At 43.9% G+C, this 19,531-nt stretch carries 19 protein-coding genes; all 19 read right to left on the minus strand.

Features of this window, described 5'->3' with window-relative positions; translation table 11 throughout:
• Positions 1–8: 8 nt before the first annotated feature.
• Entirely contained in the window at positions 9–722 is a 714-nt protein-coding gene (locus HNQ84_RS00400; protein ID WP_183247150.1) for a DUF881 domain-containing protein, read from the minus strand.
• Complete coding sequence (locus HNQ84_RS00405; protein WP_435620776.1) at positions 685–1,467, minus strand: cell division protein FtsQ/DivIB; 783 nt, start codon at positions 1,465–1,467, stop codon at positions 685–687. The genes HNQ84_RS00400 and HNQ84_RS00405 overlap by 38 nt, the downstream gene beginning before the upstream one ends.
• A gap of 131 nt (positions 1,468–1,598) precedes the next feature.
• A complete protein-coding gene (gene murB / locus HNQ84_RS00410; protein ID WP_435620777.1) occupies positions 1,599–2,507 on the minus strand; it encodes a UDP-N-acetylmuramate dehydrogenase in 909 nt (302 codons plus the stop codon).
• A gap of 40 nt (positions 2,508–2,547) precedes the next feature.
• Complete coding sequence (murG, locus tag HNQ84_RS00415; protein WP_435620778.1) at positions 2,548–3,639, minus strand: undecaprenyldiphospho-muramoylpentapeptide beta-N-acetylglucosaminyltransferase; 1,092 nt, start codon at positions 3,637–3,639, stop codon at positions 2,548–2,550.
• A gap of 56 nt (positions 3,640–3,695) precedes the next feature.
• Positions 3,696–4,796 (minus strand): stage V sporulation protein E, encoded by a 1,101-nt coding sequence (gene spoVE, locus HNQ84_RS00420; protein ID WP_183247156.1) that lies wholly within the window; start codon positions 4,794–4,796, stop codon positions 3,696–3,698.
• A gap of 32 nt (positions 4,797–4,828) precedes the next feature.
• Positions 4,829–6,163 carry a UDP-N-acetylmuramoyl-L-alanine--D-glutamate ligase gene (gene murD, locus HNQ84_RS00425; protein ID WP_055441899.1) on the minus strand — a complete coding sequence of 445 codons (1,335 nt, stop codon included), beginning with the start codon at positions 6,161–6,163 and terminating at the stop codon, positions 4,829–4,831.
• A complete protein-coding gene (mraY, locus tag HNQ84_RS00430) occupies positions 6,163–7,137 on the minus strand; it encodes a phospho-N-acetylmuramoyl-pentapeptide-transferase (protein ID WP_435620779.1) in 975 nt (324 codons plus the stop codon). Before mraY ends, murD begins: the two co-directional genes overlap by 1 nt.
• 23 nt (positions 7,138–7,160) lie before the next feature.
• Positions 7,161–8,627, minus strand: coding sequence for a UDP-N-acetylmuramoyl-L-alanyl-D-glutamate--2,6-diaminopimelate ligase (locus HNQ84_RS00435; RefSeq protein ID WP_435621015.1), 1,467 nt, complete (start codon positions 8,625–8,627; stop codon positions 7,161–7,163).
• A 65-nt stretch (positions 8,628–8,692) separates the two neighbouring features.
• On the minus strand, positions 8,693–10,609 hold the full coding sequence (locus tag HNQ84_RS00440; protein WP_435620780.1) for a stage V sporulation protein D: 1,917 nt from the start codon (positions 10,607–10,609) through the stop codon (positions 8,693–8,695).
• Between the two features lie 64 nt (positions 10,610–10,673).
• Positions 10,674–12,851, minus strand: coding sequence for a penicillin-binding protein (locus tag HNQ84_RS00445; protein WP_435620781.1), 2,178 nt, complete (start codon positions 12,849–12,851; stop codon positions 10,674–10,676).
• 6 nt (positions 12,852–12,857) lie between these two features.
• Positions 12,858–13,220: a cell division protein FtsL gene (ftsL, locus tag HNQ84_RS00450; RefSeq protein ID WP_183247166.1), complete on the minus strand. Its 363-nt coding sequence runs from the start codon at positions 13,218–13,220 to the stop codon at positions 12,858–12,860.
• A gap of 17 nt (positions 13,221–13,237) precedes the next feature.
• Positions 13,238–14,170 (minus strand): 16S rRNA (cytosine(1402)-N(4))-methyltransferase RsmH, encoded by a 933-nt coding sequence (rsmH, locus tag HNQ84_RS00455; protein WP_183247168.1) that lies wholly within the window; start codon positions 14,168–14,170, stop codon positions 13,238–13,240.
• A gap of 148 nt (positions 14,171–14,318) precedes the next feature.
• On the minus strand, positions 14,319–15,929 hold the full coding sequence (gene bshC, locus HNQ84_RS00460; protein ID WP_183241713.1) for a bacillithiol biosynthesis cysteine-adding enzyme BshC: 1,611 nt from the start codon (positions 15,927–15,929) through the stop codon (positions 14,319–14,321).
• A 19-nt stretch (positions 15,930–15,948) separates the two neighbouring features.
• Positions 15,949–16,344: a DUF3397 domain-containing protein gene (locus HNQ84_RS00465; protein WP_435620782.1), complete on the minus strand. Its 396-nt coding sequence runs from the start codon at positions 16,342–16,344 to the stop codon at positions 15,949–15,951.
• Positions 16,341–17,234: a 2-dehydropantoate 2-reductase gene (locus HNQ84_RS00470; RefSeq protein ID WP_435620783.1), complete on the minus strand. Its 894-nt coding sequence runs from the start codon at positions 17,232–17,234 to the stop codon at positions 16,341–16,343. Before HNQ84_RS00470 ends, HNQ84_RS00465 begins: the two co-directional genes overlap by 4 nt.
• Before the next feature lie 68 nt (positions 17,235–17,302).
• Positions 17,303–17,749 carry an RsfA family transcriptional regulator gene (locus HNQ84_RS00475; protein WP_435620784.1) on the minus strand — a complete coding sequence of 149 codons (447 nt, stop codon included), beginning with the start codon at positions 17,747–17,749 and terminating at the stop codon, positions 17,303–17,305.
• 60 nt (positions 17,750–17,809) lie between these two features.
• Positions 17,810–18,562, minus strand: coding sequence for an enoyl-CoA hydratase/isomerase family protein (locus HNQ84_RS00480; RefSeq protein ID WP_435620785.1), 753 nt, complete (start codon positions 18,560–18,562; stop codon positions 17,810–17,812).
• Between the two features lie 102 nt (positions 18,563–18,664).
• Positions 18,665–18,838 carry a 50S ribosomal protein L32 gene (rpmF, locus tag HNQ84_RS00485; protein ID WP_003395111.1) on the minus strand — a complete coding sequence of 58 codons (174 nt, stop codon included), beginning with the start codon at positions 18,836–18,838 and terminating at the stop codon, positions 18,665–18,667.
• Positions 18,839–18,901: 63 nt separating this feature from the next.
• Positions 18,902–19,417, minus strand: coding sequence for a YceD family protein (locus tag HNQ84_RS00490; RefSeq protein ID WP_055441890.1), 516 nt, complete (start codon positions 19,415–19,417; stop codon positions 18,902–18,904).
• Positions 19,418–19,531 lie beyond the last annotated feature (114 nt).

Here is a 19,531-nt window from a genome sequence, read left to right on the forward strand (position 1 = left end):
TCCTCCTCTTATTTTTGCATTAGCGGTTCCATTGTAATTTCCGATTTTTCTACAATGTCAACAACAATATGGTCGCTCGTTAGTTGGTCTTTGACGCCACCAGCGATCGTTAACGCAGGGATCAGTACGTTCGGGTCGCCAATCGCTTGAATAACGAACGGGGCGGGGTGTTGCATCCCATCTATTTCAATGACCGGGCCGTTGCAAACGATATACGATCGGTGCGATAATCGTTGACCGTTAATGGATATCGCAGACGCCCCGGCAATCAATAGTTCATTGACAACTTGAAACACATGTTGTTCGTGAACAATGTAGTTTGTGGCGTTCGCTTCGGAAGGGATGTATGAAGCATCAGATAGCATGACTTCTACTCCTTTTCCTTTTACTTTCACTTTGCCAAGATACATGCGCAGCCGTTCCGCATCTTCGACAAGGTTAAAATAAACTCGCTCCTCGCTTGCTAATTCTTTTTCCATTTCTCGAACGCGTTGCTGTTTTTTAAACAACTCTGCTTGTAGCTTTTGATTTTGTTCTTGCTGTTCAATAAGCTGTTGACGATACTCATATTCTTTATTCCATTGACGTTCAAGTTGGCGATTAGCCGTCTCTTTTTTCGTCAGTTGATACGAGAATGCCAACATAAAGCCTAAAACTAAACAAACGAACGACAAAATAACATGGCTACCGTTCATTTTCATCGTTTTTGTCATTCCCTTCATCTGCTTCGTACGGTTTGAAATATGTGCTCATCTCTAAATGAAGGACGCCTTTTGCCCCCGGCTGTAATTGGCTGACGATCGAAGGATAATGAACAATTTTTTCCGAAAAACGATCGACGGTAGCACTCACTTCTATGCCATCATTCATATAGACAGTAATATGCCTTTGGTCCGATGAGTTTGGGGTATAATGAATTTCTGAGATGAGGTTTAAAATCGAACTTGGCGTGTTTGCCAATTGGGTAGCCATCTCTTGAATAGCCTCTCCTTCTTTCCATCCGACTAAAATCGGGGCATCGCTCGGAATCGCTCGTTTTGCATGCGTCAACACCTTTCCGTTATCTAAAATCGGCAAAAAGGAATGCTTGTCCAAAATGTAAGCGATCCGCTTTCGTTCAACGACAACGATGTCAATGCGATTCGGAATTCGTTTTTTGACATGTACTTCTTCCACTTCGGGATGTTGTTTAATTCGCTGTTCCACTTCCGCTTTTTTTACTTTCCAAAAGCTCGTCTTTTTCGTCACGCCACTTAATTGAATAATATCTTTGGAAGCGATATGATGATTCCCTTCGACGTGGATGACGGCAACGTTGCTTAGTGGCGACTGCGCGTACACGACGGCTAACAAAAGCATAAAAAATAAAGCGATATATGCAATGAGTAAGCGATTCGCGCGTTGTCTTCGCTGCTCTTTTAATTTTGGCACACGTTCTTCAAGAACAACAACTTTTCCTTTTCCCATTCACTCCACCTCGGTCGATGGACCAAATCAAAATAACAAGAAAACTAACGGCGCATATGAGCAACCGTTAGTTCATTGTCTCTATTTTTATTATAGCATAATATAGAAAAAATTAGGATGGGGAAAATGTATTACTTCCGCCCAACAATTTCAACTTCTGTTTGCAATGATACGCCGTATAAGTCATAAATCGTCTTCTTCACATAATCGATGAGCTCGAGCACATCTTTTGCCGTTGCTCCGCCGGCGTTGACGATAAAATTCGCATGTTGTTCAGAAATTTTTGCTCCGCCAATCGTATATCCTTTTAGCCCCGCTTGTTCGATCAACTGACCGGCGTATTGTGGAAGGGGGTTGCGAAAAATGCTTCCCGCACATGGGTAGTTCCACGGTTGTGTTTCGCGGCGATAATCTTTATTTTTTTGCATCGCTGCCACAATTTCATCACGGTTTCCTTTTTTCATTTCAAGCGTGGCTGCGACGCAAATGCCTTTTCGCTTCGTTTGTAGGACGGACGTACGATACGAAAATTCCATCTCTTCATTTGTTAACCACTCAATCGTTCCGTCTTCAAACAAAATTTGTGCTTTCTTCACGATGCGCGACATATCTGAACCGTGAGCGCCGGCGTTCATATATACCGCTCCACCCACCGTTCCCGGAATGCCTCCCGCAAACTCAAGGCCGGACAGTCCTTGTTTACTAATGACTGTCGCCAGTTTAATGAGCGAATATCCTCCGCCAACTGTCACTTCTGTATCATGAATGTATAAATCATCTAATCCTTCACCAAGTTTAATGACAACACCTGCAATGCCTTCATCTAACACAAGTAAGTTCGAACCGCGACCGATCGCACGCCAAGGTACATCATATTTTCGGACGATTTCCATCGTCTTTTTTAAACTATCTATATTTTTCGGCTCAACAAAAAGGTCAGCAGGTCCGCCAATTTTGATCGTCGTATGACTTGCCATACGTTCGTTTTCTTTCACTGTTCCGACGTTCGCTTGCAAGAGCTCTTCACGTAGTTTTTCCAATGTTCTACCTCCTCTACCTCTTTCCTATATCGTATGCAATTTATGAAATCATCTCCACCATGACGCGATATAAACGTTCTGCCGCATCGCGAATGCCTAATTGAAATGCCGCTTCTTTCATGTTAGTCAACGTTTGTTCGTCTAACAAAATGCGGTCGATATCGTCAAGCAAACGCGCACCTGTCAATTCGCTTTCTAAACGAACGATCGCTGCCCCTTTTTTCTCAAGCGCCCGGGCATTTTTTTCTTGGTGATTATTTGTCACATATGGGCTCGGAATTAAAATGCTCGGAATGCCAAGCGCTGTAATTTCTGCAAGCGTCGTTGCACCTGCACGCGCAACGATCACATCGACCCCACCTAACACTTCCGGCATATTGTGAATAAATGGACGAATGATGACGTTGGGCGGATTGCCGACATCGTTCACCGCCTTTATTACTTTATCATAATGAACGTCGCCTGTAACATACAAAAATTGATACGGTTTTTGTTCGACTTCATGAAGCACTTGTAAAAATGCCTCATTGATCGGACGGGCACCGCGACTGCCACCGACAATGAGTACCGTCTTTTTCTGCTCATTTAATCCGAGCGACCGTCTCGCTTCTCGTCCGTCTTTTCCTACGACTTCTGACGCGCGCGGGTTTCCTGTTAATACAACTTTTTTGTTTGGAAAATATTTCTTTGTTTCTTCGAAGCAAACGGCAACTTTATCGGCATAGCGGCTTAAAAATGTATTCGTCAATCCCGGAATGCTGTTTTGTTCATGAATGATCGTCGGGATGCCTAATTTCGCTGCTGCATACACGACAGGTCCGCACACGTATCCCCCTGTGCCGAGCACAACGTCCGGTTTGTATTGTTTCAATAGTTTTTTGCATGCGCGCACACTTTTTATAAAACGAACGAGCGTTTTGACGTTTTCCAATGAAAGACTACGTTTTAATCCGCTAATGTCAATCGCATGAAATGGGATGTTTTCTCTTGGAACGATCGTGCTTTCTAACCCTTTTTTCGTTCCAATGTACAATACATCGACGTTTGGATGTTGTTTTTTCACTTCATGAATAAACGCAAGCGCAGGATAAATATGACCTCCTGTTCCGCCACCACTCACTACAATTTTCATCGTTTTTCCCCCTCATCGAAAGTAACAGAAGAAGCTGACTTCCGTGAAGTCAGCCTTTAATATCGCGCATAACGGCTAATGTTTAACAAGACGCCAATCGCCATGAGCATAAGCGTCAATGACGAACCGCCATAGCTTAAAAACGGCAATGTAATGCCCGTCACCGGCATTAATCCGGTCACGACTCCAATATTAATCATGACTTGAATGGCAACCATCGCAATGATGCCGACAGCTAAAAAACTGCCGTACAAATCCGGCGCCCCTAAGGCGATGCGAATGCCACGCCAAAGCAATAAACTGAAAAGAAGCAGCACGAGCGAACCGCCGATAAATCCGAGTTCTTCTGCTAAAATAGCAAAAATAAAATCGGTTTGTGGCTCAGGCAAGTAAAAAAACTTTTGGCGGCTTTGCCCGAGTCCAAGCCCAAACAGCCCGCCCGGCCCGATCGCATAAAGCGATTGAATAATTTGAAAACCGCTACCTAGCGGATCTTCCCATGGGTTTAAAAATGACGTAATGCGCTTGATGCGATACGGAGCGGATAACACAAGCCCAGCAAACCCTGCCAATCCGAGCAAACCGAGGACGAGGAAATGGCTCATGCGCGCGCCAGCGACAAAAATCATGACGACGCACGTGCCGACCATGACCGTTCCCGTCCCTAAATCCGGTTGTAACATAATCATCCCGAATGCGATAAACACGAGCGTTAATGATGGAAGTAACCCTTGTTTAAACGAGGCGATTTTTTTTTGGTTTTCAGATAAATATTTTGCTAAAAATGCGATCATCGCCATTTTCATAAATTCAGATGGCTGAATAGAAAATGCACCAACGCCAATCCAGCTGCGCGAACCGTTGCGCACCATGCCGATACCTGGAATTAAGACGAGAACGAGAAGTATAAAACAAACAATGAGCAACACTTTCGCCCACGTGCGCCACGTCCAATAGTCGATGTTCATGAAAAAAAACATCGCTACAATGCCAATCCCTGCAAACAATAGTTGGCGTTTCGCAAAGAAAAACGAATCATGAAACTTGTAATCCGCCCAAATGGCGCTAGCGCTATACACCATAATAAGCCCGATCGCCAACAACGAAAACGTGATGATCATTAACAAAAAATCAGGTGCAGACTTTTTTCCATGCAATGCGGAACACCTCAATTTACTTAAAATTCGTCTTATTTAAGCTTATGCACCGCATGTACAAACATGTCCCCACGCTGTTCGAAAGTTTTATATTGATCCCAACTTGCACACGCTGGGGAAAGTAAAATGACATCGCCCGGCGACGACCATTCATATGCGGCAAAAGCTGCTTGTTCCACATTATCGACACGTTTCACTTGCTGTATTCCTGCTTCGCGCGCGATGCGTTCAATTTTTGGCGCCGTCTGTCCGAACGTAATGACGGCTTTCACATGTTGAAAGTAAGGAAGTAACTCATCAAACTCGTTGCCGCGATCTAACCCACCGGCAAGCAAAATGACCGGCTCATGAAAAGCGCTTAACGCTTTTTGTGTCGCTAATATGTTTGTCGCTTTTGAATCGTTGTAAAATTTTCGCCCATTGATTTCAGCGACAAACTGCAAGCGATGAGGAACGCCTGTAAACGTCGTTAATACGCGGCGAATCGCTTCATTGTCTGCACCTGCGAGCTTCGTTGCGGCAACAGCGGCTAATATATTTTCGAGATTGTGCTTTCCGCGTAACGCCACATCGGTGATGTCGATAATTCGCTCGTCATGAAAATAAATGGCGCCTTCTTTCACCGTTGCTCCGTACGATAATGGTGTAGTTGCTGAAAACGGCACTTTTTTTGCGCGGCTTTTTTCCGCTAATTGCATGACAATCGGATCATCCGCATTGACGACAGCATAGTCCGTTTCCGTTTGATTTTTAAAAATGTTTCCTTTCGCTTCTGCGTACGCTTCTTTCGTCCCATGATAATCTAAATGCGCATCGAAAATGTTTAACAACACAGCGATGTGCGGACGAAAACGGATCGTTCCGAGCAGTTGAAACGAAGATAATTCCATCACGATGACATCGTCTTTTGTCGCGTGTTTAGCAACTTCGCACGCAACGGTTCCGATATTTCCTGCAATGAGCGGTCGCCGTTTCGCTTCTTGCAACATGTGATAAATCAAGGTCGTCGTCGTCGTTTTTCCGTTTGACCCTGTAATGCCGATAATCGGAGCTTTTGACGTTTCATACGCAATTTCGACTTCCGTAATAATCGGAATGTGTTTGTCGAGCGCTTTTTGAACGAGCGCATTGGAGTACGGAATGCCGGGATTTTTTACGACGAAATCAAACGGCTCATCAAGCAACTCAAGCGGATGACCTCCACATACGAGACGGACGCCAAGCGCTTCTAACTCTTGCTTTTCCTGCTCACTCGGTTCATTGCGATCGTTGACAACAACATCAGCACCGAGCTCACGAAGACGTTTTGCTGCTGCCCATCCACTTTTGGCTAAACCTAATACGAACACTTTTTTTCCGTTGTACATTATACCCACACCTCAATATAAATTCCTAAAATGGCAAACAATAAACCGACCGCCCAAAACGTCACGACAACACGCCACTCTGACCAGCCGATTAACTCGTAATGATGGTGCAACGGACTCATACGAAACACGCGTTTCCCTGTCGTTTTAAACGAAATGACTTGAATGATGACCGATAACGTTTCAATGACGAATACGCCACCGATAATCACCAATAATATTTCAAGTTTCGTTAAAATCGCAATGGCGACAATCGCCCCGCCAAGCGCAAGCGAACCAGTATCACCCATAAACACTTTCGCAGGGTGCGCGTTAAAGACGAGAAATCCAAGCACCGAACCAACGACAGCAACGCTAAAAATGGCGATGTCATATTGTCCTTGATTCCAAGCTAATACAGCATATGCACCAAACGCAATCGCCGCCGTCCCTGCTAGCAACCCGTCTAAGCCGTCCGTTAAATTGACCGCATTGGAGCCGCCAACAAGCATAAAAATAATAAGCAAAATATAAGCGACGCCTAAGTCTATAGACATATCCGTCCCAGGAATCGAGACGACCGTTGAAATGCTGTAATGTTGAAAGAAAAAGTAAAAGATGAGCGCAATGAGCAGTTGTCCCACTAGTTTTTGCTTGCTCGTTAAACCAAGGTTACGTTTCATGACCACTTTAATGAAGTCATCAATAAAACCGAGCAATCCGTAGCCAAGCGTCACAAACAACAATAAATACGTTTGTGGCGTCCGTTCAAAAAATACATCGCTCATCATAAACGTTGTAATCGAGAGCGACAATAAAATCATTAATCCCCCCATCGTCGGCGTGCCTGATTTTTTTTGATGGGATTTTGGCCCTTCTTCACGAATGCTTTGCCCGAATTTTAATCGCCTTAAAAACGGAATGAAAATCGGCGATAACACAACCGTAATCATAAAGGCAACCCCTGCCGTGAACAAAATGACTTTTTCGTTCATGATCGTTGCACCTTCCTCATCTTCTATTGATCTGTTCTTCGTTGAATAGCTTCGCGTGCGACGACACGATCATCAAAATATAACACGTCTTTCCCGATGATTTGATACGTCTCATGACCTTTTCCCGCAATTAAAACGACATCGTCTTTTTCGGCTTGTTCAATCGCATATGTAATTGCCTCTTTTCGATCGACAATGCATACGACGTCTTCAGCTACTCCTTGTTTCATGTCGTTTAAAATGGCCATCGGGTCTTCTGAACGCGGATTATCCGATGTAAAAATTGGAACATCGCTATATTTGACAGCGATTTGCGCCATCAATGGACGCTTCGTCCGATCGCGGTCCCCACCGCAACCGACGACGACAAATATACGCTTTTTGGCAAACTGTTGAATCGTCTGCAATACGTTTTCTAAACTATCTGGCGTATGGGCGTAGTCGACGATGACGGTAAACGGCTGACCGGCATCAACGACTTCAAAACGCCCCGGAACGCCTTCGATGTCAGCAATGGCTTCCACAATCGTACGAAGTGGAATGTTTGAGACGAGACAAGCGCTCACCGCAGCTAATAAATTATATACATTAAACATGCCGATGAGCTTCGTTTTCACTTGTACGGTTTCGATCGGGGTAACAAGTTGAAATGTTGTACCGCTCGTTGTTATCTCAATATGTTTCGCCATGATGTCGCTTTGATGATGAATGCCGTACGTCACGACTGTTGCTGCTGTGCTTTTTTTATATTCTACTGAGGCAGCATCGTCTGCATTCAGTATCGCAAACTTCGGACGCTGATGATCGAAGCGATTGCCAAGTTGCGCAAACAACAGCCCTTTCGACCAACGATAATGTTCCATCGTTTGATGGTAGTCTAAATGGTCTTGCGTTAAGTTGGTAAACACAGCGACATCAAAATCACATCCGTGTACTCTCCCCATATGTAACGCGTGAGATGATACTTCCATCGCAGCGATGTCCACATGCGCGTCAACCATTTTACGAAACATTTTTTGTAAAACGAGCGATTCAGGTGTTGTATTTTTTACATCATACGTTTCATCACCGATTTTCATGTTAATTGTGCCGATCAGCCCGGTTTTTTTTCCAGCGTGGCGGCATATGCGCTCAATCAAATGTGTCGTCGTCGTTTTTCCGTTTGTCCCTGTTACACCAATGACATGCAGTTGATGCGTCGGCTGACCGTAAAATGCATCGGCTAATACAGCAAGTGCACGGCGGCTATCATTCACGTAAATGACCGGCACAGGCAATGTGAGCGGTTTTTCAGCCACAACTGCAACGGCTCCGCGGGCGACGGCTTGTTCAGCAAAATCGTGTCCATCTACTGTAAATCCTTTGATACAAACAAATAACGAACCTTGCTGTACGTCTCTTGAATCCATATCGATCGATGTAATCGTCGGATTTTCTGTTGTAAGTGGGGTAAAGCTATGTAAATGTTGAAGCAACGTTTGTAACTTCATACCGATCGTTCCTTTCTTCTTTATATAAACAGAAAAAGAAGCCATGAGGATACTTCCTCTAGGCTTTACCGTTTCGTTCCAAAATAAACCCGGATCGTCGCTCCTTCTTTCACTTTGACTCCAGGCTTCGGCGCCTGTTCAACGACTGTATCGCCTTCGCCACTACCATCTAATTTTAAGTGAAAAAGCTGCTGTTGCAAATCTTTTTTTGTTAAACCGATTAAATTTGGCACTTCTACATAGCGCGGATCGAGCCACGTTGTTTCTTTTTCAATTTGTTGTTTACGCGGTTTGACACCGAGTGCACGCAAACTATCTTCCATAATATTTCCAACAATCGGTGCCGCCACAACGCCACCAAATTGCACCGTCCCTTTCGGATTATCGACCGCCACATATACAACAATTTGTGGATCATCCGCTGGCGCAAAGCCGATAAATGAAACGATATGGTTGTCTTTTAAATATTGACCGTCTTTTGCTTTTTGGGCTGTTCCCGTTTTGCCACCGACACGATACCCATCGACAAACGCACCCTTCCCTGTTCCTTGTGCTACAACGCTTTCGAGTGCATAACGAATTTGTTTTGACGTTTCCTCGGAAATAACCCTTCTTTTTGCTTTTGGCGTTTGTCGTTGTATGACTTCTCCTGTGACCGGATCGAGCCACTCTTTTGCAATATAAGGTTGGTATAAAATACCCCCATTTACAGCAGCAGCGACCGCCACCACTTGTTGAATCGGCGTGACGGCTACCCCTTGACCGAAAGCGGTCGTGGCTTGCTCGACCGGTCCAACACGATGAAGTGGAAACAAAATACCTTTTCCTTCTCCTTGTAAATCAATGCCCGTTTTTTCACCGAAGCCAAATGCGCGAATATATTCAAATAGTTTTTCTTTGCCGAGCCGATCACCGAGCTCTACGAATCCGGGGTTGCAAGAGTTTTGAACGACTTCAAGAAACGTTTGATCGCCATGTCCACCACGTTTCCAGCAGTGAAGCGTCGCTCCAGCAACTTTCACATATCCCGGATCGTAAAAATGTTCTTTGAATAAATCTACTTTTTTTTCTTCTAAAGCTGCCGCGAGCGTAATAATTTTGAACGTTGATCCCGGTTCGTACGTGCTCCAAATAGGCAAATTGCGGTTAAAAATTTCAGGTGGCACGTTTTGAAAGTCTGCAGGATCAAATGTCGGACGGCTTGCCATCCCTAAAATTTCACCGTTGTTTGGATTCATCGCAATCGCAATAATTCCGTCCGGACGATACGTTGCTTCTGCAATCGTCAGTTCTCGTTCTAAAATCGTTTGGACGCGTGTATCGATGGTCAATTTTAAATCAAGTCCATCGACAGGTGGCGTATACGCATCGGCCATCCCTGGCATGCGCTTCCCTTTCGCATCGGAATAAAATTGAACGGAACCAGGCTTGCCGCTCAATTGTTTATCGTAATAAAGCTCAAGCCCCATCAACCCTTGGTTATCAATTCCAGCAAAGCCAAGCACATGCGATAAATAACTTCCGAACGGATAATACCGTTTCGAATCTTCAGCAATGTATACACCTTTCATTCCTAAGTCGCGAATTTGTTTCGCTTGCTCGTTCGAAATTTTTCGCCCTTCTGGATGAATGCGTTCAATTGATGTTTTTTTCGTCACATGTTTATATGCTTTTTCTACCGGCATGTGCAATATGCGCGCGAGCTCGTTTGCTACTTCCGATGGATTTTCAATTTGTCTTGGGACGACGAGCACAGATGGAGCACTCATATTTGTTGCTAAAGGCACCCCGTTACGATCGACGATTTCTCCACGCTCTGGCTCAAACGGGATATTTCGACTCCATAAATCTTTCGCCCGCTCTGTTAACATATCTCCTAAAACAAATTGCACATAACCGAGACGAATATCAATAATCGCAAAAATGAGAAATCCAATCAACAAAACGACCGTCAATCGTTTTCGAACAGTTACTGCACGCATACAGCGGAACCTCCTTATATGTTTCGGCTCGTTCCACTATATGCTTGTACCGTTTCATATAGAACTAATCGACCGGACCGTCTGTTTCTTGTTGTTCGGTGTTTGTTTGCTGTTTTTTATCAATTTCCGATGGTTTCGCCAGCTCGACAATCAGATAGTCGTCTGGTTTGACTACTGCTCCCGGCGTAATATTTTGCCTAAATACGTAGCCGCTACCGATAAAGCTTGGCTTTAACTGCAACAGTTCCGCAAGCTTCATGACATCGCGCAGCGACCAGCCTGTGACATCAGGCATCATGGCGTTTCCGTCCGTTTGCAATAAGACACGATCTGGGGCGACGATGTGTTCCCCTGCCTTCGGAAATTGTGCACGCACTTTCGTTCCTTTTCCGATGATTGTTACATGTAATCCTTGATTTTTCAATGACTGCGTGGCTTGCTCAACCGATTGACCGACATAAGAAGGAAGCGAAATGCTTTTTTCTTTTTTCACTCGTTTTTTCTCCACCGTCGGTTGAATGTTTAAATATTGTAAACTACTTTTCATGACAGAATTAAAAATCATGGATACGGGAGCTGCCCCTGTTTCCGTATATGAAATGTTTGGTTGTTGCACAGCAACATACATAATTAAGCGCGGATTTTCACGCGGTGCCATTCCTAAAAATGAAAAGATATAGTTTTGATGACCGGTTAAATATCCGCCTTTCGGATCTGGAATTTGCGCCGTTCCGGTTTTCCCTGCCACTCGGTAGCCTTCAATTTGATACGGACGTCCTGTTCCTTTTTCAGATGTGACGACCGTTTCTAAAATGTCTAGTACTTTTTCCGCTGTTTGTTTTGAAATCGGCGTATCGACAACGGTCGGTTCATGTTTCATGACCGTTTTTCCACTTTCCGGATCGACAATACGATCGACAACGTACGGCTTCATCATTTTCCCACCGTTTGCGATGGCGGTAGCTGCTTGAATTTGTTGAATCGGTGTGACCGATGTTCCTTGTCCAAAGCCTGTCGTCACTTTTTCGATCGGATAACGATATAAAATGTTTCCGGTTTTTTCACCTGGCAACTCAATGCCGGTTGGTTCGTTAAAATGAAAACGATGTAAATATTGCAAAAAGCGATCTTCCCCTAATTTTTCGCGCACAATTTTTGCAAATGCGACGTTGGATGAACGTTGCACCCCTTCAAGAAACGTAATTTGCCCCCAACCGACTTTGTTATGGTCACGGATACGATGAGGACCGACTTGATATGAACCGGACTGGTACGTTTCATTCGGCTGAAATACTCCTTCGTTCACCGCCGCAGCGAGTGTGAAAATTTTCATCGTTGACCCTGGCTCGTACGGATACGAAATCGCATCGTTAAAGTAGTTTTCAATGTTTCGTTTGTTCGGATCAAAACTCGGGCGCGTGCTCATCGCTAAAATCGCCCCTGTTTTCGGATCGGCAACAATGGCAATAATTTTTTTCGGCGCATATTGTTTTTCAACGGCGTTCATCGCATCTTCTAAAAACGTTTGAATATGTTTATCGATCGTCAAATAAACGTTCTTTCCGTTTTGTGGTGGCACGATTTGCTCGTCTGCATACGGGAGTTTAAATCCTTTTGGGTCGCTTTCATACTTGATCTCTCCGTCTTTTTCTTTCAGCTGCTCATTAAACTGCTTTTCAATGCCCATTTTTCCTTCCACTTGGTTCGTTGCTTCGTCTTTTTGTGCATAGCCGACAACGTACGAAGCAAATGTACCGTTCGGGTAAAATCGTTTTGAGTCACGTACGAAAGTAATACCCGGAAGCTTTAGCTCCTCAATTTTTTGCTTCAACGTTTGGCTAATGCCGCGACCGTTCGGCCCGAACTCAACTTGATTCGCCTTCTTTTTTAAAATGCGCTCGACATCCGCTACATTCATGTTTAATAGCGGCGCAAGTTTACGTGCGGTTTCTTCCGGATCGGTCACATGTTGTGGCATGTCCGGATCGAGAATGGCGGCAACTGTATATGAAGGAATGTCTTCAGCGATGATTTCACCGTCTCGATCAAAAATCGTTCCGCGCTTCGCTTCAAGCGTTTGTTTTTTTAAATAACGTTTTTGCGCCTCGACCGCTAACACTTGTCCGTCCGCAACACCTGTTGCTTGTAAATAAACGAAACGTCCAAACAATAGAAAAAAGAGCAAGCTAAAAAAAACGAAAGATATAGCTGCTCCTCTATGCGTATGTTTATGCTTTCTCATCTGGCATCAGTCCTGCACAACTTTTACGTTATTTTCGTTTAATGTAAGGCCGAGCTCTTTCGCTTTCGCTAAAATACGTTCATATGTGCTTAACTCTTGTACTTGCACGTATAAATCACGGTTTCGTTTTTCTTGCTCTTCAATGCTCGTTTGCAACTGTTGCACTTCTTTATTGACATGATAAATTGTAAATTGATTCGAGATGATCGTGACGCTACTATATAGTGCAAAGGCAAGAAACGAAACAAATACGATTTTTTCTCCTAAGGTCCAACGTATGTTCCGTTTTGTTTTTTTTCTCGGTACACGTTGAACGTGTTGCTCTTGTTGTACTTTTTGTACTTTTTGCTGCATGCGAACAGCAGCCATACATCATTCCCCCTTTTTTACAGTTTTTCAGCAATGCGCAATTTCGCAGATCGTGCACGGTGATTATGTTGCAATTCTTCTTCAGACGGAACGATCGGTTTTTTTGTAATGATTTTTAATTTCGGCTTATACTCATCTGGAATGATCGGCAATCCAGGCGGCAAGTGCGGTGTTTCACTTGCTTGTTTAAACGCTAGCTTACAAATGCGATCTTCAAGCGAATGGAACGTAATGACGCTAATTCTTCCCCCGGGCTTTAATAGATCGATCGCTTGTTCAATCGCTTCTTCAAACGCGCGCAATTCATCGTTGACCGCGATGCGAATGGCTTGGAACACGCGTTTTGCTGGATGACCTCCTGTGCGACGCGCTGGTGCGGGAATCGCTTCTTTAATGATTTCTGAAAGCTCCGTCGTCGTTTCGATTGGCTTTTGCTTGCGCGCTTGCTCAATTTTACGAGCGATCGCCTTTGAAAATTTTTCTTCGCCATATTGGAAAAAAATTTTCACAAGTTGCTCATACGGCCATGTGTTGACAACGTCGTATGCTGTTAATGTTTGATCCCGGTCCATGCGCATATCGAGCGGCGCCTCATGTTGATAACTAAAACCACGCTCGGGCATATCGAGCTGCGGAGATGATACGCCAAGATCAAATAAAATGCCGTCGACTTCATGCACATCGTAAAGCGCTAGCTGTTGTTTTAAATAGCGGAAGTTGCTTTTAATGATTGTAAACTGTCCGCTATATCGTTCGAGTTTTTGCTGTGCATGACGAATCGCCACATCATCTTGATCAAAAGCAAACAATCGTCCTTCTGGTGATAATTGCGATAATAAATATTCGCTATGTCCAGCTCCACCGAGCGTGCAATCTACATATGTACCATCTTTTTTAACATTTAATCCGTCAACAGTTTCTTTTAATAATACAGTTACGTGATGAAACAACGATGTCACCTACCTAAAAAATACGTAAAAAATGAGTGCAATTGTATTGTACCATCATTTCACAAAATTCACTACTTACTTCCGAACTATTCTATTGTATACAAAAAAAATCCTGTATGCGACAGGATTTTTTTATCGACGAAAACAGTTAAATATATACAATTTTATGCATACCATTCCAACGATAATCGACATGAAGCAGCCGATCAACAAAATCTAGACCGTAACGATTCATATAGTAAAGCACGTTCCAAACGCGTTCTTGTGGCATATTGTTCGGGCGCAGCGACAGCTCAATACGCTCATATTTACGCACATGTACGTCATGTTTTTGTAACATGCGACGTGTAATCAATTGTTGAAGATAATCGATTTGTGTCTCCATTCGTTCGGCATTTTTCAACATCACTCCCTCAAGATGCGGATCGACTTGCATACCGAGTTGGCGAAGTTGTTCGTGAATAAGTGCCATTTGTTTTTTTGCTTCACGAAACGTCTCATCAAATGCCGCTGGTTGATTGTTGCGTATCCATTCCTCTAGCGCTCGCTTCGTGCCAGTCGTTAACACTTCTTCTACCGTCATATGCACATCTGCTAAATCTGTAGCAATGTGGCGTTCAACAAGCGTAGCCGAAAGGCGCGGTACAATCGGCGGCATATGCCATTGGAAATGTTCAAATACTTGTTTTAGTTCAGCCCAATAAGCGATTTCACCTGGGCCGGCAATAAAAGCGAGCGTCGGAAATAACCACTCTTGCATGAGCGGTCGTGTAACGACGTTGTTGCTAAACGATTGCGGTTCGCTTTCAATTCGTTGTCTTAATTCATCATGTGTGAAACGGTACATTCCATCTTTTGTGTAAAAACAATGTTGAGCATCGTCGTAATACAACAAACGACGTTGACCGTCGTCGTAAAACAAATGCGCGCACATCGGCGTCACATCAATCGCTTTTTTATAGCCTAGTCGTTCGAGATGTTGCTGTTGGTTTTGAAGGGCGTGTGTAATTGCCTCATGTTCATGAGCGAGCGTCATAAACCATTCGCGCTCTATCGCCCGCAATTGTGGATGCGCCGCATCGACAACGACGATTCCTTCTTTGGCAAACAACGCGAAAACAACGTTTGCAAAAAAGTCCGCCACCGTTCTCGATTTTGCAATACATTCATGTATGTATGTCCGCAGCTCATTCGTCACATTTGTTTCACCATATGTTTTGAATACATCATCAACCCATCCCATTAGCTCATCTGCATCCATTTCAATGTGGGCAGCCATTCGCTTTTCTTTCGCTAATGGGGAATATACATATTTTTTTACTTTGCCGGCTTCAGCAACATGCACATAATTAATTTCTGCGATGTCATGGTCTTCAGACGCCATCCAAAACACCGGAACGACAGGCACACCGAGCTTTTGCTCTTGTTGCTTCGCTAATGTAATGATAGAAATGATTTTATATATTGTATACAGCGGTCCCGTTAAAAGCCCGGCTTGTTGTCCGCCGATGACAACGACGCTTTCTCGCTGACGTAGTTTTTCAATGTTTGCGATCGTTTCTCGACTTGCTTGAAACTTTTGATGATACGCTAATAAATGATCCGCAAGCGCTTCACGGGCATACGTTCGTTTTTGCAATTCTCGCAAACGTTGTTCAAACGAACAAGGATGAAACGCCTCGTGAACAGGAAACGTCCCTTCCACGTATTCCGTTGCTAAACGGTTCGTTGCTGGCAATGACAGCTCGATGACTTCCATGGTAAACTTCCTTTCTCATTCATGATGAAAATGCGATCATGGCACGATGAATGATCCCATATATAAACAATCCAATATAAGCGGTTGTAAATAATAAAAATTGCATTCTCCAATATAGCTTAAACGTTCGTTGTAGCGATACATCCCCTGTTTTTTTCCAATATAAAATCATTCCAATCATAAATGTTACAATAAAAAAAATGAGCAATTCAACGATATACGATCGTTGAAAAATGGCTTGTAATAAAACATGAACAGCAAAAATAAAAAAAATCGTCGATCCGTTCACAGCGAAATGAAACGCACGTTTTCCTTTTCGCCGAAAAACAGTTTTGGCAAGCACAAACATGAAAAAAAACGAAAAAAACGGCATAACAATCATCACTGCAATGAACGAGGCGAGTATACCCTTCATTTTTTCTTCTCTCCCTCTACTTCTTTCCCTTTCACAAGCGCATATAAAAACGTGCTAATTGGGGCTGGAACGTGTCGCTCATTCGCCCGCTCGATGACATAGCCTAAAATGGCATCTAATTCGGTTCTCCGTCCCGCCTCGATGTCACGCAACATCGATGAGCGATTAGCGGCTGTTTGTTGACAAACCGTTTGAATGTGCCGCCATATGCTTTCCTGTTGTTCAAGCTGAAAAATAGACGCCACTTCGTGAAACAGCTGTTCCATCGCTTGTCGATATGGCGCATGTGTCACTAACATGCCGTTTGGAACACCTAATAAAGCCGTCAGTGGATTCATACATACATTGACCATTAATTTTTCTATTAACATCGTTTCCCAATCGTCAACATATTGAAATGGAAAACGTGCATCTACCCCTGACAGAAATGAAAACGTTTCTTTCTCTCCTCGCCATATGCTCCATTTCGTTCGACCGACGCCGGTATGGGAAACGGTCGTATCATCAATTTTTAAGGCGCCATGTTCGACGACAGCAAGCGCGATATGCTTATGCGGCAAATGCGGTAAATGCGGTACATGACCCATGCCGTTTTGCAAAAACATCATGGCGTTTGCTTGAAGCTTATGTATGTGCTCGTTTAATATGTTTGTTACATCGTATTGTTTGACCGCAAGAAACAATACATCTTCTTCAATGGCTCGAACGAACGGTTCAGCATGAACACGATGTGTCGTCCGTTCATTGCCATACATGACCGTCAGTCCATGCATACATAATTGTTCTGCCTGCTCATGCCGACGTGTATAAATTGTCACATCATATTTCTCACTAAAGTAAGCCGCCGTCAACAATCCGACCGCTCCGCCCCCTATAATTCCGATGCGCACCCGACGATCCTCCTCTTTTTTTCCTACGTTTTATTGTATAAAAAAAAGTAGCTGGCGTCTATCAGCTACTATATAGACAATTGGCGTGCACGTTCTAAAATGTGCATCACCGCCTGATATTCTTGTTGTACCGCTTGTAGTTGCTTTTCAAGCTCTTCTTTTTCTTTTTCGAGCATTCGTACTTGTTGACGCAATTGTTCGATTTCTTGTTGTCCTTCCCCACGCTGTTGCAACGTTTGTAAGAAGGAAATAACATCTTGTAACGTCATGTCACGTTCGGGCAATTGTTGCTCTTTTTTCTTTTTTCTTTGTTGTTTAGCCATCTCTAGCGCTTCTTCATATTTTTTGCGCACGTATGCGTTCCAACGAAAACCACAAGCGGCTGCCGTTCGCGATAGTTTTTTTCCTACCTCTTCAAACGCTCGTAATTGTGTGCCACCTTCCCTCACGAAAGCTAACACCGTTTCAGCAAGCAATACATCTTCTTCTTCTGTCCATGCATCTTGGCGCATCATTTCTATCCCTCCTCGCTGCATTTACTATATGGGTATGCAGCTAATAGAGAAGATAGACGACTATTTGTTTCGTTTGGCTAAAAATGATTGTACCGCTTCATTGTGCTCGTCGCTTTCCCATAAGTATGCACATCGTTCAATCTCAAGGAAAAAACGTTGGCGAAATGTTTCTGTTTTCCAACGTGCCACCGCGGCTTCTTTGTAAGCGCGCAAGACGGCCGTCGATTTATTCGTATAATCCGTTAACTCTTTTTCACATCGTTCGCGCAACGAGTCAGGAAAAATGCGATGAACGAAACCAATATGCGCCGCTTCTTCCGCTGTCATTGTTTGCGCGCGCAACAATACATCGAGCGCTTGATCATACGGCATTTTTTCAAACAACATCGCAGCGCCGCCCCAACCAGTTGTGATCGCTAAATTCGCTTGCACAAATCCAAGGCGCGCCCCGGCACGTGCGAAACGAAAATCGCATGCGGTCGCTAATTCACAACCTCCGCCGATCGCCGTTCCATTGATTAAAGCAACTGTTGGTTTTGGCAACGTCAACAGTCGATATAAAATGTTTCCCATCTTCGCTAACATCGTATGTGCTTCTTCTTTTGTTTGAAGTTGATGAAACACTTGTAAGTCGCCACCCGCACAAAACGCCTCTTCTCCTTCCCCTGTAATGACGAGCACTTTCGCATCATCGTCATGCTCAACGAGCATAAGCGCTTGTTCGAGTTCGTCCATGACTGCATAATCAATCGCATTTCGTCTTGCCGGGCGACAAATCGTGAACCAGACGATATGATGTTGTTTTTCAATCATTCTCCCTCTCCCCTTCACTGCATGTATGCTCTTTTTATTCGCTTCCTCGCGCATTTTTCCTTCAAAATAAGAAAAGCGCAAGGACAATTCCCCGCGCTTTTCTTATTTGTTTACAACGTCTTTTCCTTTGTATGTTCCACAAACTTTACATACGCGATGAGCAAGTTTCATTTCACCGCAGTTTGGGCATTCTACCATACCAGGTACGCGCAATTTGAAGTGCGTACGACGTAGTCTCTTTTTCATTTTCGATGTTCTTCTAAAAGGTACTGCCATCATTTCCACCTCCTTAAAGAGATTTAGGCGAATATGGAGGCCGGTGTAGTTCCGGATCTTCCCTTAAGATTCATTGTTGTTTTCGAAAAACTTCGCTAGCTTCGCAAGACGCGGATCAATTTTATTTTCATATTCTTCTTCCGAAATGACCGTCCACCCTTTTCCGGATTGCGGAACGGCATCGGGATGATCCGGTTGCTCGCTAAATACTTGCATCGGCACTTCAAGGAGAATGAGTTCTTTGACGATCGGCATTAAGTCGATCGCATCTCCTTGAACAACATGCGACTCTTCATCTGTTGCATCATAATCGTTCAAAAAAAACGTTTCTGTGCTTTCGATTGCGAATGGGTACGACACGTCTACAAGTGTACGAGAACAAGGGAGTTGCATCGTCCCTTCGATCGTTAAGTGGAACGTAAACTTTTTCGCACTCACGTCTGCCCGTCCGTGAATACGAACAGGTGAAATGTCGCGAATGGAAGCGTCCACCTCTTTTAGCTCGGACACATCGGCCATTTCGTCAATCGTCAACCCTTTATGTTGCAACTGATGAAGTTGATGAATAGACCATCTCAATGATAATCACCTCAAGACAACAAAGAAAATTATACGTTTGAACAACGGTTTTGTCAATATTTTTTCTTTACACTACTTCCATTATAATCGACTTATACTCACTGTATCACGTTT

The sequence above is a fragment of the Anoxybacillus eryuanensis genome, assembly GCF_051200995.1.
Lineage (GTDB): Bacteria > Bacillota > Bacilli > Bacillales > Anoxybacillaceae > Anoxybacillus > Anoxybacillus tengchongensis.

What these genes read in the sequence shown, in the direction of transcription:
- HNQ84_RS00440 (WP_435620780.1), bottom strand. Translation starts at nt 10,609, where the DNA reads ATGCGTGCAGTAACTGTTCGAAAACGATTGACGGTCGTTTTGTTGATT.
- bshC (WP_183241713.1), bottom strand. Translation starts at nt 15,929, where the DNA reads ATGGAAGTCATCGAGCTGTCATTGCCAGCAACGAACCGTTTAGCAACG.
- HNQ84_RS00475 (WP_435620784.1), bottom strand. Translation starts at nt 17,749, where the DNA reads ATGATGCGCCAAGATGCATGGACAGAAGAAGAAGATGTATTGCTTGCT.
- murD (WP_055441899.1), bottom strand. Translation starts at nt 6,163, where the DNA reads ATGTACAACGGAAAAAAAGTGTTCGTATTAGGTTTAGCCAAAAGTGGA.
- HNQ84_RS00445 (WP_435620781.1), bottom strand. Translation starts at nt 12,851, where the DNA reads ATGAGAAAGCATAAACATACGCATAGAGGAGCAGCTATATCTTTCGTT.
- murG (WP_435620778.1), bottom strand. Translation starts at nt 3,639, where the DNA reads ATGAAAATTGTAGTGAGTGGTGGCGGAACAGGAGGTCATATTTATCCT.
- HNQ84_RS00405 (WP_435620776.1), bottom strand. Translation starts at nt 1,467, where the DNA reads ATGGGAAAAGGAAAAGTTGTTGTTCTTGAAGAACGTGTGCCAAAATTA.
- HNQ84_RS00400 (WP_183247150.1), bottom strand. Translation starts at nt 722, where the DNA reads ATGAAGGGAATGACAAAAACGATGAAAATGAACGGTAGCCATGTTATT.
- HNQ84_RS00465 (WP_435620782.1), bottom strand. Translation starts at nt 16,344, where the DNA reads ATGAAGGGTATACTCGCCTCGTTCATTGCAGTGATGATTGTTATGCCG.
- HNQ84_RS00480 (WP_435620785.1), bottom strand. Translation starts at nt 18,562, where the DNA reads ATGATTGAAAAACAACATCATATCGTCTGGTTCACGATTTGTCGCCCG.
- HNQ84_RS00435 (WP_435621015.1), bottom strand. Translation starts at nt 8,627, where the DNA reads ATGAAGTTACAAACGTTGCTTCAACATTTACATAGCTTTACCCCACTT.
- ftsL (WP_183247166.1), bottom strand. Translation starts at nt 13,220, where the DNA reads ATGGCTGCTGTTCGCATGCAGCAAAAAGTACAAAAAGTACAACAAGAG.
- mraY (WP_435620779.1), bottom strand. Translation starts at nt 7,137, where the DNA reads ATGAACGAAAAAGTCATTTTGTTCACGGCAGGGGTTGCCTTTATGATT.
- rpmF (WP_003395111.1), bottom strand. Translation starts at nt 18,838, where the DNA reads ATGGCAGTACCTTTTAGAAGAACATCGAAAATGAAAAAGAGACTACGT.